This is a genomic window from Bradyrhizobium sp. BWC-3-1 (assembly GCF_032917965.1).
Classification (GTDB): domain Bacteria; phylum Pseudomonadota; class Alphaproteobacteria; order Rhizobiales; family Xanthobacteraceae; genus Bradyrhizobium; species Bradyrhizobium canariense_D.
The window spans coordinates 7,820,625-7,835,941 of record NZ_CP136625.1; the positions used below are offsets into that span (position 1 = coordinate 7,820,625).

Here is a 15,317-nt window from a genome sequence, read left to right on the forward strand (position 1 = left end):
GTTACTTAATGGCCTGTCGTATCAGCCTCACCCGCTTGCCTTGGCACGACTGATGACACCTCCATAAAACTGACCAGCTTTGTATCGATGCCGTGAAAGACGGCGGCGAACTTCGGCTGGAACGGGCCCCGCTTGGTGACATTGTGACGTGCCTGACGGCCGATCGCATGCATGATGAAGTCGGCGACTTCGAGGCCGGGTCCGCCCTCCCGCCTTCGCATGAAATAGCACTCGACCGGCAGCGGCTTCCCATTTTGCACGAGAGTGAAGTTCTGGAACGCTGCTCGCGTGCGACGGTCTCCGAGCGTGCCTTCAACAGGTAGATCTGTCGTTAATGGGTTGCAAAACAGACGGCGCTCACCCATTGTGCGATACTGGGCAAGCCCGCTGGGCACTGTGATTCTGATTGCCGCAGCATCACAGCCTAGCGCTGTGAGGATATTCTCTTGGACAATCTTGCTATTCTCAACGCAGAGCTTGCTCATTGCCGTGCAGAACTCGAAGCAATCGGACGAGACGTAACTAGGCTGCTCGCTTGCGCTGCAACGCGAGGCGCCGCGGAAATCTTGCCCGAATTGGAGAAGGCATCGACGCGAATGCGCCAGGCGGCACAGCAGTTCGAGGCAGTGACGCGGGCGATCGCTGAAGGCAGCCAACGGCGTATTCATTGAAAACGGCTGCAGTCTGGTTGCGATCGGCCCCGCACTTCAATGCCCTGGGCCAGCGGCAACAAAGCAGCGTTTTAGATTACGCCAACTTGCATTTCCGAATTCCGATAGCCTCTTGAAGCAACTATGATGTTGCGCATTTTACGACACCAGCGGCATTCGTTGGCTAATTGGCAGGAAGAACAACCATCCTCACCTCAACCGCCCCCGGCAGGTGAGCTGGTGGTGTCGTCATTACATCAAAGAATGTAAAGTGGTCGAGGGCGGCTTGAGATTGACGGGTCCACCAGTTGCCCAGCCGCCCTCCCTTACGCTTATCGAACGGGAATTTTCGCAATCTCGATCGTTGGACGAAGCGTCTCCTGCTGCTCTGCCGAAAAACGACAGGAAAGTTAGTGGGAATGTAATCACCGCATGGTAACCTGCACATCCAATATCGGTCCACTAGCCGCGCGTTTTTCGATCAAGGCGTCCTGCTTTTCCCTAGTTCCGGACGTCTTCATTTCAGCTTGGGGCTTAAATGAATGTCGCAGCGAGTTTGCCGACTTGTTCCGCGACATTGAACGTCGCCAGCGATGCATACGCGATCAGGAATTTCTTCTGGAGGTGTTGGAACGCGACGGTCACGACGTGACCGAACAGAGGAGGCCGCTAGAGACAGATCGAGCGCACCTCGCTTCTCTCATTGCCGAACAGCTGAGGCTTTGCACGAAGTAAGTCGGTCGTGGAGCTGAACAGAACAGACCACACCCGGATGACGAGCACTGGTCCAAAGGAGTGTTCGACAAGGGCCATGCCGTCTTTTCCAGTTTGCACCGTGCGGATTCCGATCGATGTCGCCCAGGATTCCGAGATGATCTCGCCCACCATTCCGATTTGAAGTCGCCCACCCGTACTCTTTCGGCTTTGCGAAGGGGACCCTGGATGCCGACGGAGAGGCTTGCGATGCGCCGTGTGCGCGATGTGATCAGAATGAAGGCGGCCGGGCTGCCGAGCCGCGAGATTGCGCGACGGGTGGGCGCGGCGCCCTCGACGGTGCGCCTGGCGCTCCGGCGGTTCGAGGCCGCGGGCTTGAGCTGGCCGTTGCCAGACGACGTCACCGACACGGTTCTGGAACTTCGCCTGTTCGCGAAGACCGGCAATGGCAACCGTCAGGGTCACCGCCGCATCGCCGAGCCCGACTGGGCGACCGTGCACCGCGAGCTCAAACGCAAGCACGTGACGCTGTCGATCCTGTGGGAGGAATATATCGCCACCGAGCCCGGCGGATACCGGTACTCGCGCTTCTGTGAGCTCTACCGCGCCTGGGAGGGCCGCCTGTCGGTGACGATGCGCCAGGCCCATGCGGCCGGCGACAAGTTGTTCGTCGACTATGCCGGCGATGGCGTGCCGGTGGTGGTCGACCGCCTGACCGGTGAGCGCAGAACGGCGCAGATCTTCGTCGCCGTGCTCGGCGCATCGAGCTTCACCTACGCGCAGGCGACGTGGACGCAGGGGCTCGCCGACTGGATTAGCGCCCATGTTGGCGCCTTCGCGGCGATCGGCGGCATACCGGCGCTGGTGGTGCCCGACAACACCAAGGTCGCGGTCATTAAGGCGAGCCTGTACGACCCGCAGATCAATCGTACCTACGCGGAGATGGCGGCGCATTACGGCACCGCCATCTTGCCGGCGCGGCCGCGCAAGCCGCGCGACAAGGAAGGTCGAGCAGGCCGTCCTCATCGTCGAGCGCTGGCTGCTCGGCCGCCTGCGCCATCGCACCTTCTACAGCCTGGCCGAGGTCAATGCGGCGGTCGGCGAACTGCTCACGAGGCTGAATGAGGAACGGCCGATCCGGCGGCTCGGCGTGACACGCCGCCGGTTGCTCGAGGAGGTCGACCGGCCGGCGCTCAAGCCATTGCCGGCGTCCCCCTATGTCCTCGCCGAGTGGCGGATCCGCCGCGTCAGTCTCGATTGCCACGTCGAGGTGGAGAAGCATTACTACAGCGTTCCGCATCGCTTCGCCCGCGCCGAGGTCGAGGTGCGGTTCACGGCCCGTACCGTCGAGATCTTCCACAAGGGCGAGCGGATCGCCGCGCATCAGCGCATGAGCGGCAATCACAAACACACCACCGTGCCGGAGCACATGGCCTCCAGCCATCGGCGCTACGCCGGCTGGACCATCGCGCGTATCCGCCAGGACGCCGCCGCGATCGGGCCGGCGACCAGCGCGTTGTGCGACCTCATTCTCGACGAGCGCTCGCACCCCGAGCAAGGCTTCCGCGCCTGCCTCGGCATCCTCAGGCTCGCCGCCTCCTATGGGCGCGAACGGCTGGACGCCGCGGCTGCGCGGGCAATCGACATCGGCGCGCGCACCTATGGTTCGGTCAAGTCGATCCTCGCCAACAATCTCGATCGGCGTTCTGCTCACCAGCGTTCCGCGGACGATGCGCCGATCCTGCATGCCAACATCCGCGGACCGCGCTACTACAATTAGGAGATCATCCCTTGCTCACCCATCCGACCCTCGACCGCCTCAACGCCCTCGGCCTCCACGGCATGGCCAAGGCCTTCGCCGACATCGAAGCCACCGGTGAGGCCGCAAGCCTCGGTCACACCGAATGGCTTGCGCTGCTGCTCGAACGTGAAGCCTCGCTGCGGCACGACAAACGGCTCGCCACTCGCCTGCGTTACGCCAAGCTGCGCCAGCAGGCGTGCGTCGAGGACATCGACTACCGCACCCCGCGCGCTCTCGACCGCTCGCTGTTCGCTAAGCTTGTCGAGGGCCGCTGGATCGACGACCACGTCAATCTCCTGATCTGCGGCCCGGCCGGCGTTGGCAAGAGTTGGCTCGCCTCGGCGCTCGGCCACAAGGCCTGTCGCGACAATCGCTCCGTGCTCTATCAGCGCGTCCCGCGACTGTTCGACGATCTGGCGCTCGCCCGCGGCGACGGCCGCCATCCACGCCTGTTGCGCGGCCTTGGCCGTGTCGATCTGCTGATCCTCGATGATTGGGGACTCGAGCCGCTCGACGCCGGTGCCCGTCACGACCTCCTGGAAATCCTCGAAGATCGCTACGGTCATCGCTCCACCATCGTCACCAGCCAGCTCCCCGTGGACCAGTGGCATCTGCTCATTGGAGATCCCACCTATGCCGACGCCGTGCTCGATCGCCTCGTCCACAATGCCCATCGGCTCGACCTCACCGGTGAGAGCCTGCGCCGAACCCGGCAATCCGCCCGAAAGACTTGAGCCCGTGGCGCTGTGGACATGCCGCTGCGCTTGGACAACGCAATCGCGTCGCCCACATGCCCACAGCAACCGCAGAAGAAGAAAAACAGGTTGAAGTCGCGATTCCAGATTGACCACGCGGCTTGACCGATGCCAGAGAACCAGCCGGCCAGAACGCCTCGCCGCTGGGCGAGATCAAATCGGAAAGGTGGGCGACATCGTCTCGGAATCCACGGGCGACTTCATATCGGTACGCCTGGGCGACTTCGTCGGAATCCGCAGCACCGCAATCAGCGTTCTAAAGAAACTATGTGAATTGTGACCAAAGTGATTTTCTTGTGCCCTAAATGCGCAGGTGCCTTCGTAGCTGACCAAATCCGCCGGGAAGTCCGAGAGCCTGGTCACTTCAGGTGCGCATTCTGCAAAACCAACGTGCACCGGTGGCGGGACGAATATGATTTTGCGAACTGGCGCTCCGTACCGAGAAGCGATGGCTAAGAACTTCTTGGGAACTACACATATCGCCGCTTCGGTCCTAAGCGGATCATCTCCTTCCCATCTTGGTGTGCAGATCCTCTACGCGGCTAGGCTGGAGATGAATGTCTAAAGCCTTCTCCCCGGAGTGTGGGAAGAAAACGCGGTTCGGCTTCGCGTGCAGACTGCGGACGTAGTAGCCTTGTGCCCGAACGGCTGATTTGATTTCGTCGCTGACCTTGAGAACTCTTGCTCTTCTCTTGCGCCACTTGTGTGCAGAGTAAAGCAGGGGTACGGCAGAGCCTGTACTCAGAACGAGCAAGTCGCGCTTGCTGCTGCGATAGACATCATACATTTCGCCCCCGCGATCATATTGAAGTACGCATGAAATATATTTTGGTTGGCTCGATGAAGGAGCTTAGTATCTCGAATGGCAGCGCGGGTTGTAAATATGCAACGCGCGCGAGTTTTGGCTCGCTGCCTCCCAAATGATGGCAAACTGAGGTAAGATTGTCGATAAAGACAAGGAGTTCGTCGAAGCCGACCATGCCGTACGCCCGCTTGATCTCGAATTGATTGTCGAGAGAATCAAGACAACCACGTTGGAGCCCGAATTGGAGCAACAGGCCTAGGCTTTGTGGCTCGTCTTGTGATGCAGTCGCAATCAAGCCCCCGAGTTGAGCCGAACAGTCGCCCCACACCTAAAGGGGCTCTCCAGATATGACGTTCGCGCTCTAACGCCGATCGGCGGTGATACTTCTTTTGACCGTTGGTCGGGCCGACACAGGTGATGCAATGCTGTCTGACCTGGCGTCCATGTTGCTTGCAGAGCGTCCGTCGCAGTGCGGCAAATTACGCGAAATGAACTTCGCCATCGATCACGAGTCATCGAAGTGCCGGCCGCACGGAAAGCTGCAGCGCCAGAACCTTGGCTGTCCAACGTCAATTCACGATGCGATCGCCTCGGCTGGCGACACCTCTTCGCCCTGCGGTGGTCAGACACGTCGTCCAACCCGAGTTTGCGTGCTTAGATAGCGCTTCCGCGTGTGGATGCCGGTAGACGTTGCGATAACCGTAGGAAATCACCAGTTGTCCATGCCTGTTATTCGGCATCGGCACCGACGCCGCGTCCGCATTGAAGCGCGCACCATGATGAGTTGCGACGAGGTGATCTACCTTCGTGGCATTGGCATGCATGAGGTACGCATAGTCCGCGTCTCCGGTCAGCAAGGCCGACCGTCCGCTAGTGAGGGTGGCAAGGATGGTCAATCCGCTATCATTGAGATCGCGGGCCGGGCCTCGACTCCTTACCAATTCACCAAACGGAAAGCGGATTCTTGCGTTGGCGGGGCGTACGAGCAGATTGCCCTTTTGGGCGAGTATTCGCGCCAGTCGCGCCGCGCCAGGCCCCAGCCGCTGATTGGGAACAATCCAGCGACATTCTAGCAGATGGGGGAGGTGGAAGGCACCGTGAAGATGATCCCAATCCCAATGCGACAGAACGATCGGGGGCGCCTCGCTTCGATTGATGTCGAAATTGGAGGGGAATGTATGGCGATTGAAGGAGATCGGAAATCCGACATCGAAGTGCAGAATGGCGCGGCCGCGATCATCGCATAGGGAGACAAAGTTTGCCTGACCGACATCCCTGACCAGGACAGATGCCGCTTGTTGGACCCTTTTGAGAACAGTCGATATTGCGGCGCGCGTTGCCGGCTTCGGCAATGGCGCACAGGCAGTGACGAGCGAACGCGGCAGCCCTAGCCGTGGGGCGGCAGCGGCACCGAGAGTTTGGGGTCTCGATCGCGGCCCTCGGGTCTCGTCCGGTGTATCAAGCTGCCGCGCGTAGGTGAGGACTCCGCGTGCGTGCGCCGAGTAGCCGTTGCCTTCAAGTTGAGCGTGCCATGCCGGCAGGCCGGAGCCATCCCGCTCGATCTCGAGATAAAACCAATCGGCTGGCGCCGGTGTCGCGCCCGCAAAGTGGCCAAATCGGGCTGGTGTCGTCACTACGCGCATGAGCGCGAATGGTTTGGTCTGTTCAGCACGAAACCCGTCCAAGAGCCGCGGTCCGGCGCCATCAACATAGTCGGCATCGATGCAATCAAATTCGAAGGATGCACGGCGATGAGGGCTCGTGCTCAATGAATCCACTCGCGAGACGCGCGCGTACAGTCCTCTGCGGGGAAACTCTGGCGGGATGCGGATAAAGAAGAAAAAGAAGATAACCTCCCACGGTCAAAACTCACCGATGCGGCGCGTCTTAGCTGCGACCACGCCGATTGAGGGCGCTATTTTTTATCAAGAGGTCGACCAGCCGACAGGCCCAATTCAATGAAGGTGGCACTCCGACACAGTCAACTCGCCGTTCCAGAGTCTTTCGAGAAAGCCGCTTGATAAAGCTCCTCAATCCTCGTGACTTCATCCGGCGTTAGTTCGGAGAATTCGTTGTCGCGGGCACGCTTTGAGAGTTGTCCTCCATTCTGTTGCAGGAATCCGAAGAGGTTATTGAGCGTCCGCTCCGGCATTTCGATCATGTTCTCGATGCCCGCGCGGAAGGTATCGAAGCTCCGTAAAAATTGCGTTTCCTTTGGAAGATCTTGTTCGATGGTCCTCTGCACGCATTCGTACAGAAACTCGGCGTGGGGCGTCGCGTCGAAGAAACGATAAAAATCACCGGTATCGTTCAAGACCTTGACGTTGCCCTGTGGGGTCGATTCCCATTCAACACATGGAAGCAATCTAGTCGAATAGCTTTCCAACACGGTCTTGTATTCGCTGATCTTGTCGAGAATCGCGGCAGAAACCGGAAAGTGGATCCCGGCGGGATTGAATCCGCGCCGTGCCAGAACATGGTGCATCAGGTATCGGTGAATGCGTCCGTTGCCGTCCTCGAACGGGTGGATATAAACGAACCCGAAGGCGAGCACGGCGGCAGCGACGACAGGATCAAGCTCGTTTTCCGCCGCATGATCGAACGCGATCAGTCCGCGCACGAGGGAGGGGATATCTTCGTGACGCGCGCTGATATGATCCGGGACAGGTCGCTGCGTCTCACGGTCATGCTCGCCGACGAAACCACCTTCGTTACGGAAGCCAAGTTTCACGAAGCGCTCATCGCCGATCACGATGCGCTGCAGGCGTAGAAACTCCGCCTCGTCGAGCGGGGCCCGTCCCGCTTCACCGATGACCCGGCCCCACCGCTGGATACGGTCCTGTGGCGGTCTCTCTCCTTCAATGACGTAGCTTGACCTTGAATCCTTGAGAAGAAGGAAGGCGGCGGTTCGCGCCAGCAGATCCTTTGGAACCTGGCTCACCACGAAACGGGCGCGCTCCTTGAGATCCTGCGCAATAAATTCGCTCAGCGCTGCAGTCTTGAAAACAAGCGGACAAAATTCCGGCGTTCCTGGCAAATTGTTCCGGACGCGGTGTCGTGCCGAATTCTGTCCGGAGGTCGCATGTTGAAGTTCGGTATCGACGGCGTCGACGTAAGAGACTTTATCTGCCGCAGGCAGGTTGAGTTGGCGGCCCAATAGCCATTCATGCAGAAACCAGATACGACGCGTATACAGACCGGTCGGCTTCTGTCTCACAAGATCCGCAATCTCATCCTCGTTCACAGTGAGGAAAAGCCGTTTCAGGATTGCAAGGTCTAGTCCTTCATTCTTGAGAGCGAAGGTGAGATGCCCCTCAAGCGTCGCGTCCGGCGCATGGCGCGGCGTGTAGATGCGCCACCCCTCCTGCTCAATGATCCGGTGCTTTGTTCCGATTGCGGAAAGCACGCGCGGGACCGGGACGGATAGGCTGTAGGCGTCAACCAGCGCAGCATAGCCAACAGGAGTTGCTATCTCCGGCAGCCGCCGGTCATGAATAACAGACACTGGTCCTGAAAACTTTGTCTGCATTGTCCCAGATCCATGAAAAACGCTCTCGAATCGTGAATTTCACTCTCAACTTGGCCTTTGAGCCGCAAAACCCTTTTACACCGTGAAAAACACTCACACAACCCGGGAAATGTGAAATGTCTTCGCGAAAACCGTTGGGGTTCTCCCTCGCCCCACCCAAGGGAACACTTTTGAGAGGACCAGCAATCCATTTCTGATGTCCCCAGTCAAGCACACAGCGCACGGTTTCTCATCTCCACGAGGACTCATCGTGAAGTTCTTGTGCCGATGGATCGTGCAGAGGAGAAGGCGGGACTCAAAGACGTCGGTGAACAGGCTCTGATGCGCGGGTTGGATACCGCATTTCCGTTTTTTCGTCTGGGGCTGTCCCTGGTCTAGCGTCGGGCGTCGATCGGATGATCGGCCACATAATGGATTTCAGGATTTCCCCTGCCGTGGTCCCGCCTTCACTTCTGCACGATTATGTCTGCGACTGCCCCCTGATCTTGATTGCAACAAAGGGGGCTGTGGGCCGGTCGAGCGCACCTCACGACTCGAGCGGTCCACAGCCCCCAACGATGTCACGCCTGTCGAGGTGGCATGAGCTCGCGATTGATCGCCCAAATGAAGGCGGATAGCTCTCGGGCAATCGCCGTGACGATTACGGTTCGCCGCTTGCCCTTCCGCTCGAGTGAGCGGAAGCGTCCGCACAGCCTGGTTTGCGCTTTCCACGCAATCTCGCGCGCGACTCTCGGTGCGGCCTCCACCTTTGGCTGCTTGTCTCGGCTCACGCGCGGCGGATATCGATAGCTCCAGGCCGCCTCTACAAGAATACGTCGCGCCCGCCCATTACCGGCTTTGGTGATGCCGCCTCGCTTGACTTGGTCGCCAGTCGAGTTTTCTGTGGGCACCAGACCCAGATAGCCCATCAACTCGCGCGGATTTTGAAAGCGGGATAGATCACCGATCTCAGCCAGCACCCCCACAGCCGCAATGAGATCAATCCCACGCACCGCCTGCAGGGCCGACACAACCTCGGCGAGCGACCACTCGGGTACTACCTCGCGGATGGCATCTTCCAAACGCTCCAGCCGCTCACTTTCCTGGCGTATCCCCTCAAGTAACTCTTCGAATGCGATGCGCTGCTCGCGATGCTCGAGCTTCTGCGACATGAGCCATCTCATGTGGGCTGGTCCCCACGTTGTCTTGCCCGGATAGATGCGTCCCAGCCGCAGCATCAATGACGAGATCTGTTGACGCTTGCCCTGGAGGTCCTTCTTCACTGCTTGACGGGCGCGCGAGAGATCGCGCATAGCCTCATGGCGCTCGTCCGGCACCCACACCGCCGTGAGCTCGTCCGCGCGCAACAGCTTGGCGAGGCTTACCGCATCGCGCCGGTTCGTCTTCACTCGATCGCCGGCCTTCTTCGGAACGAGCGAGGGGGCCACCACCAGGCAGTCATGGCCGAGGCTCTTGAGCAGTCTGTAGAGACCGTATCCTGTTGGCCCTGCTTCGTAGCAAAACGTCAACTGACAGCATTTCGCTGCAAGCTTTGCCACCAGCTTTCGGATCGCTGCCTCCGTGGCAGGAAACTCCCCGAGATATCGTACCTCGCCGCCACGGCCGCCATCGGCAATGGCTATAGCATTGCGCGATTTTGACGTATCGATTCCGACAAAGACCTCGGTATGATGACCCACGACTCGCCCTCCTTGTTTGAGGCTCTACCCGGTCCATCCGGGCAACCCTCGTCGCAACATCGAGGGTGAGTCGCCTCATTTTGTGGGGGGACATACAGTCTAGCGGCGTGGCGGCTCGTTCACCGTTCAACAGACCGGCGCCCCGGCCACACGTTGGGGATGGAATTCTTAACAAGATGCAAGATTTTTAACGGAACACGACGCAAATTTTGGATTAAAACAGCGCCGCGATTGCAATCAGTTCTCTTTTTGTTCTATGGTGATGAATGTCCTTCCTTACTGAGCAGGAACTCGAAAGCCTGCGCATCGATCAGAGCGTTTTTCATATTGTCGGCCCGGGAGAGGAACATTTTCAGCTACTGACTGCGTTCGATGCCGGTCGACACGCAGCTTTTTTCCTGGGCCGCGTCCGATCGGTCAACAGCGGAAACCGATACGAGTTTCTCGCGGACGCGCCGGTGCGGGCGCAACTGGCGCGGATCAGCCGGGATAGGGCAACTTTCCAGGAGCAAAGCGAGAAACTCGCGACAGCGTTCAATGAGGCTCACGGAGGCAGCACGGCTGTCGGTGCCTTCTTGATCTTCTCGCTGTCTTGTTCAGGTGGCCGGTTATATGCACTTCTGAAATTCGAGGACGAAAAGGTTCTCAGCTACGACTACGACGTCAGCCGCGGCCGTTCGGGCAAGCCGAAGCCGACCTTCGGCGAGATTGAGCGGACTTTTGTCCAGAACCGCAATGCCCTGCAGAAGGCCGCGCTGATCAAGCTCGGCAAAGAGCGCGACGAAATCTGCGTTGTCGATCGTCAAAATCCGCAGCGGCCTGCGGCCTATTTCGAACAGTTCTTGCTCGTGCGACGCCAGCGAACGGAAGAGGAGCTGACAAGGACAATCGTCGAGGTCACGCGCAACATTGCGCACAAGCACAAAGACATACTTCCGCAGGACACGATGAAAAATCTGGCGCAACGCCTCTACGACGCCAGCCAATCAGGCGGTTCCGTCGACGGCGAAAGTGCTGAAAATTGGCTGAAGAGCATTTTCGGGCCGCTGCCTGATGATAGCCCCGTGCTGACCGACTTCAAGGCAAAGCTGAAGCGCGAAGGAATGGCGGGCGAATCGTTCGTGCTCCAAAAGAACGCAATTCAGGCTCCCAAGAACCGTCGCGTTGAGACGGCAAGCGGGGTCAAATTGACCTTCCCTGTCGGTTTGATGTCTTCAGTCATTTCGGTGAACCGCGACAGGGGCGAGATTATCATCAGGGACAAGATCACACTCGATGACTTCGAGATCAACACATCTGGTCGAACGCGTACGTGAGCTTGTCGCGAACGGCGCCGTGGCGGACGAACGTATTGACGCCCTCGTGTTGCGAGGCCGGCTACCGTCCGTCGATGCGCAGGTCGCCTGGCTCGGCTTCGTCGACGATGTCCCACCGCCGTTCTCGTCCTTGCAAGTCTATAATCCGGGTCTCGGTGGTGATCTCGTTGGGAGTGATATCTTTGATTCGACCCGCGAGATCGTGATCACGCTCGGAAAGCCAACTGCCGACGGCTGCGCCTTCTTTATCTTCCAGTCCGACATCCCACAATACTTGGCGCAGCGAACTGTCCTTCCGCGCCTCGCGATCGCCGACTTCAATTCCACTCAGGCATTTCGCGCACGAGGATTGGAGTTCGCTTCATGGGATTTCGCGCAAACGCCACCGCGAGCCGAGCCTTTGCTTGGGTCTATCGACCCCACTCGCTATGTTCGTGACTTTGTCCCCGACCGTGAAATCGTTACCGATCTCAATCCCTGGCTATTATTGGCCGCGCCAGCGGTTTCATCGCCGGCGTATCAAGCTTGGGAAACGGTTTCTGCCCGCAGACTGTTGGGCGGTCTCGTCTCCCGCGCCTGGCTCGAGGATGGCCAGGTCTGGCTGCAAGCGGCGGCGACGCCTCCGATCTATCGCATTAGAGCCGATGATCCTGCCCTGCCCGGCGCTCGTTCTCGATTGACTGAATCCGCCAACTGGGTTTTTCTTTCGGGGACAGATGTCGAGGCACGCCACCTGCTCTTTTCCGGTGAGTTGGCTCGGGCGAGCCGTCCTCAGCAAGATCTCGCCACGACATTGGAGCAGGCGCTTGAGGCGGCCAAAGCTGCCTATGAAGCTCACGTCCAATCATCGAGCCGCGAGACTCTGAAGGCGCTCGCCGATCTCCGCAAGACCGTGATTGATGAAACTCAGAAGGTAGCGCAACGGGCGCAGGATCTTGCGGCTACGCTCTGGCGCGACCTGGCCGTCTCGGCTGCGCCTTTTATACTGAAGATCCTGGGAGATGCGGCCAAGACACCGGGTCCTCTCATCTCTTCCTTATTCTACTTTGCGGCCGCCGTATTCATCGGTCTGTCGTTCGCGTTGCAGTGGCGGATCAATGGCGCGTTCTTCCAAAGCCAAGCCTCGTCCCGACGGAGCTGGATGCAAAGTCTTTTTAGTTACATCTCCGTTCGCGAGCGGGAAGAAATCGCTGAAACGCCGATCGAACAAGCGATGAAGAACTATCGGGAGACCCGCGGCGTACTGCTTGTGGTCTATGGACTGTTGATCGGAGCTCTCGTTGCCGCCGGTGTCCACACTCTACACGATGTAACGCCGTCACCTTCGAGCCCCGTTACAGGCGTCGCGCCCAGCCCAGTACCAGTTCCGCCGCCTCCGGCAAAGCCGCCGTAAATTTGAGCGGTTAAGATTTCTACTAGCCGCGTATCCGCGATCGAGATCCAACAGGGCTTGATAATAGTCGAATGCAACTGCGATAGCGTAATCGCCCCGTCACATTTCGGCACCAAATTCCATCGAAACTCTCGAGCGCGTAGCTGAATCTCATGCCCGCAGTCGATCAGACCGCCATTCCAGCCCAACCGAAGCGGTTTCAGCACCATATGCGGTGGTTGTCGGGACGCTTGGCCGGCGTCGGAGCAATCAAGATCGTGGCGATCGGCTCGTCGACCACAGCGGGTGAAGGCGACATCGTGCCCTATCCGCAGCGTCTCGAGCGGGCGCTGCGCGCAAGCTTTCCGGGCAGGAACTTCGATATTCTCAACCGCGGCGTCGGCGGTGAAGAAGCTCCAGACGAGCTACGAAGGATTCAAGGCGACGTACTCGGCGAGCAACCATCGGTCGTGGTCTGGCAGGTTGGTACCAACGCGGTTTGGAAGAACCAGGATCTGGACGCCACCGCCGGCGCGATCCAACGCGGTCTCGCGATGTTCGCAAATGAATTGATGGACGTCGTGCTCATGGACCTTCAGTACGTGCCGGCCGTGCTCACTCCGATCATGGAGGAGCGAGCACACCGAATGGTGGCATTGATTGAGACGGCAGCCGGCCGGGCCGGCTTCCCGGTCAACGTGTTCCACCGCTTCGCATTGATGAAGCAGTGGCATGAGGCAGAACGGGTCTCCTTTGACCGGATGGTCGATCCCACCGATCCTGACCGCCTCCACCACAGTGACTGGAGCGCCCGCCGGATGGCAGAGGCGCTCGCCAACACGATCGCGATCGGCGCCACTGGAGGCTCATGAATGAAACGAAGTGTTGAAGTTTTTCCCACGCGAGGATCCGTCATGGCTAGAATTGCTGCCAGCGTCATTGTGCTCTTGAGCCTCTTCTTGGCAAAGCCCGCGTCCGCTTGGGGACCCGACGGACACCGCTTGGTCGGGTCGATTGCTGACCAACTACTGACCCCGAATGCCAAGCAGCAGGTGAAGACCTTGCTGGGCGTCGACCTACGGCAAGCCGGGCCATGGCTCGATTGCGTGAAGAGCGTCCACAGGCAAAACGATGGCAGCCTCGCCTACGTCGTGGATCCCCAGTACGAACCTCCCTGCACCCCCTTCGCGAACGACCGTAACGCCATGGTCGATTACGCCGGCCGAAACTGGATCGATTGCGTCTATCCGGAAGGAGCGAGCGCGACCGCCAATCTTGGCTGTCACAATACGTACCATTTCGACGACGTGGCCGTTCAGCGCGACAAGTTCGATCGAAACTATGCGGGTACCAATGATCATGATTTGGTCGCGACTACCAACGCCGCGATCGCCGTGCTGCTTGGCCGGCCGGCTCCGCCGCCCTTCGACATCAAGGACAAGAAGGAGGCTCTGTTCATACTCGCTCATCTCGTGGGCGACATGGCACAGCCCCTTCATGTCGCTGCGCCGTACCTCGATCCCAACGGAAGCCTGGTCGATCCGGACGTCACGCACACGATCGACCCGTCGACCGAAACCGCGGGCGGCAACTGGATCCACGATAAAGCCGTCACCGTCGGAAACGACACTTTCCATCATGCCTGGGACGACACCCCATCCGATCTGGGAGACACCGCCCCGCTGGCTTTGGTGAACGTCGCAAAGGCCGTTCCGGCCGATACGGACCGCATCGAGAACTGGTCAGCAATTTGGGCCACGGACACGATCGTGGTGGCGAAACAGACGACGTCGAATGTGACTTACACGAAGATAGGTCCCAGGAAATGGACGATCTCCTTCTCGGATCGAGCTGCGTACCTTCAGTCGGCGGATACTATCAAGCGACAGCAGCTTGCCAAGGCGGGAGCCCGTCTCGCCGAGATCGTGAACCACGTTTGGCCCTAGTCAGAAAAGCACTCTCGCGGAAACGATCCGTCAATCTTCGTGCTCGGCAGCCGCGGGCGGCTCTTTGGGGGACAGCCCGGGCGTCGTCGTATTCTGTTTCTTGATCCGCATCGCCAGGATAGTCGCATAAAGATCACGCGGAGAGGCCTTGTCGAGGTCCTGCAGATCACGATAGTTGGCCAAGAAATCCAGGATGCTCGGCCTCAGTGGCCGTGTGTCTGTCGGCGCTCGAGTTTTGAGCTTGCGGTCGAGGTCGAGCTTGGTGAGCTCGATTGCATGCTTACGCCATTCGACCTCTCTATCTTGTCTGTCGCGCGCGCCTACGACAAATTTGGTGATCACCCCGGTAATGACGCCAACGATCACGGCGCCGGTCGCACCTACGACGGCCGTTACGGCCGTCAACGTAGCCGGCTGCAGCTTAGACAGCTCTTGAAAAAACTCTTGAAGCGCGCTCATGGAGAGGATCTCAGGCTGACATGGCTCCGCCCGCCTGACCTTCCGTTTTGCCGACAATGAATTTCCGTTCTAGGACCTTTCCGGTCGAATCCTTGGCGATCACGACCAATTCCGTCCCGCCCGCGCCCTGCGGCATCCGCATCTCTTCGTGACACGGCGGGTCGGGACAATCGCTCTCGTGCACCACCTTCCCGCTCAGCCGGACGGTAATGCGGGTCACGCCGATGCCACCCAGGATCGTGAAACGGAAATTCCTGCCTTCGACGGGCGGCTTTGCATCCAATTCCATTC

12 protein-coding genes and 1 pseudogene are annotated in these 15,317 nt (G+C 59.3%); 6 read left to right on the forward strand and 7 right to left on the reverse strand.

What is annotated here, in order from left to right; all coding sequences use genetic code 11:
• Window positions 1-5: 5 nt before the first annotated feature.
• Window positions 6-668 carry a hypothetical protein gene (locus RX329_RS37520; RefSeq protein WP_317245304.1) on the reverse strand — a complete coding sequence of 221 codons (663 nt, stop codon included), beginning with the start codon at window positions 666-668 and terminating at the stop codon, window positions 6-8.
• 945 nt (window positions 669-1,613) lie between these two features.
• Between RX329_RS37520 and istA the strand changes: the two are divergent.
• Both istA and istB read left to right on the forward strand, forming a co-directional pair.
• Window positions 1,614-3,144 (forward strand): annotated as a pseudogene (gene istA / locus RX329_RS37525) (IS21 family transposase).
• A gap of 11 nt (window positions 3,145-3,155) precedes the next feature.
• Window positions 3,156-3,899 (forward strand): IS21-like element helper ATPase IstB, encoded by a 744-nt coding sequence (gene istB, locus RX329_RS37530; RefSeq protein ID WP_317245305.1) that lies wholly within the window; start codon window positions 3,156-3,158, stop codon window positions 3,897-3,899.
• Between the two features lie 523 nt (window positions 3,900-4,422).
• Here istB and RX329_RS37535 read toward each other — a convergent pair.
• The 4 genes from RX329_RS37535 to RX329_RS37550 form a co-directional block, all read right to left on the reverse strand.
• Window positions 4,423-4,707, reverse strand: a complete 285-nt coding sequence (locus tag RX329_RS37535; RefSeq protein ID WP_317245306.1) for a hypothetical protein — start codon at window positions 4,705-4,707, stop codon at window positions 4,423-4,425.
• Between the two features lie 587 nt (window positions 4,708-5,294).
• Window positions 5,295-6,494 (reverse strand): metallo-hydrolase/oxidoreductase, encoded by a 1,200-nt coding sequence (locus RX329_RS37540; protein ID WP_317245307.1) that lies wholly within the window; start codon window positions 6,492-6,494, stop codon window positions 5,295-5,297.
• A 212-nt stretch (window positions 6,495-6,706) separates the two neighbouring features.
• A complete protein-coding gene (locus RX329_RS37545) occupies window positions 6,707-8,254 on the reverse strand; it encodes a Fic family protein (protein ID WP_317245308.1) in 1,548 nt (515 codons plus the stop codon).
• A gap of 560 nt (window positions 8,255-8,814) precedes the next feature.
• Window positions 8,815-9,933, reverse strand: a complete 1,119-nt coding sequence (locus RX329_RS37550; protein ID WP_275199710.1) for an IS110 family transposase — start codon at window positions 9,931-9,933, stop codon at window positions 8,815-8,817.
• A 266-nt stretch (window positions 9,934-10,199) separates the two neighbouring features.
• Here RX329_RS37550 and RX329_RS37555 point away from each other — a divergent pair, with 266 nt between their 5' ends.
• The 4 genes from RX329_RS37555 to RX329_RS37570 all read left to right on the forward strand — a co-directional run bounded on the left by RX329_RS37555 (window position 10,200) and on the right by RX329_RS37570 (window position 14,567).
• Window positions 10,200-11,249 carry a nucleoid-associated protein gene (locus tag RX329_RS37555; protein ID WP_317245309.1) on the forward strand — a complete coding sequence of 350 codons (1,050 nt, stop codon included), beginning with the start codon at window positions 10,200-10,202 and terminating at the stop codon, window positions 11,247-11,249.
• Entirely contained in the window at window positions 11,209-12,642 is a 1,434-nt protein-coding gene (locus RX329_RS37560; protein ID WP_317245310.1) for a hypothetical protein, read from the forward strand. The genes RX329_RS37555 and RX329_RS37560 overlap by 41 nt, the downstream gene beginning before the upstream one ends.
• Before the next feature lie 257 nt (window positions 12,643-12,899).
• Window positions 12,900-13,493: an SGNH/GDSL hydrolase family protein gene (locus tag RX329_RS37565; RefSeq protein ID WP_317245311.1), complete on the forward strand. Its 594-nt coding sequence runs from the start codon at window positions 12,900-12,902 to the stop codon at window positions 13,491-13,493.
• 42 nt (window positions 13,494-13,535) lie between these two features.
• The gene (locus RX329_RS37570; RefSeq protein ID WP_317245312.1) at window positions 13,536-14,567 is read left to right on the forward strand and encodes a S1/P1 nuclease; all 1,032 of its coding nucleotides are present in this window, start codon (window positions 13,536-13,538) and stop codon (window positions 14,565-14,567) included.
• A gap of 30 nt (window positions 14,568-14,597) precedes the next feature.
• On the opposite strand, the gene RX329_RS37575 is transcribed toward RX329_RS37570, so the two are convergent.
• Together RX329_RS37575 and RX329_RS37580 are read right to left on the reverse strand one after the other, a co-directional pair.
• Window positions 14,598-15,026 carry a hypothetical protein gene (locus tag RX329_RS37575; RefSeq protein WP_317245313.1) on the reverse strand — a complete coding sequence of 143 codons (429 nt, stop codon included), beginning with the start codon at window positions 15,024-15,026 and terminating at the stop codon, window positions 14,598-14,600.
• Between the two features lie 10 nt (window positions 15,027-15,036).
• On the reverse strand, window positions 15,037-15,315 hold the full coding sequence (locus RX329_RS37580) for a hypothetical protein (protein WP_317245314.1): 279 nt from the start codon (window positions 15,313-15,315) through the stop codon (window positions 15,037-15,039).
• Between the last annotated feature and the right edge of the window lie 2 nt (window positions 15,316-15,317).

Excerpts from the sequence above, each read along its gene's own strand:
- RX329_RS37520 (WP_317245304.1), bottom strand. The coding sequence starts at position 668 with ATGAATACGCCGTTGGCTGCCTTCAGCGATCGCCCGCGTCACTGCCTC.
- RX329_RS37535 (WP_317245306.1), bottom strand. The coding sequence starts at position 4,707 with ATGTATGATGTCTATCGCAGCAGCAAGCGCGACTTGCTCGTTCTGAGT.
- RX329_RS37580 (WP_317245314.1), bottom strand. The coding sequence starts at position 15,315 with ATGGAATTGGATGCAAAGCCGCCCGTCGAAGGCAGGAATTTCCGTTTC.
- RX329_RS37545 (WP_317245308.1), bottom strand. The coding sequence starts at position 8,254 with ATGCAGACAAAGTTTTCAGGACCAGTGTCTGTTATTCATGACCGGCGG.
- RX329_RS37560 (WP_317245310.1), top strand. The coding sequence starts at position 11,209 with ATGACTTCGAGATCAACACATCTGGTCGAACGCGTACGTGAGCTTGTC.
- RX329_RS37570 (WP_317245312.1), top strand. The coding sequence starts at position 13,536 with ATGGCTAGAATTGCTGCCAGCGTCATTGTGCTCTTGAGCCTCTTCTTG.
- RX329_RS37575 (WP_317245313.1), bottom strand. The coding sequence starts at position 15,026 with ATGAGCGCGCTTCAAGAGTTTTTTCAAGAGCTGTCTAAGCTGCAGCCG.
- RX329_RS37555 (WP_317245309.1), top strand. The coding sequence starts at position 10,200 with ATGTCCTTCCTTACTGAGCAGGAACTCGAAAGCCTGCGCATCGATCAG.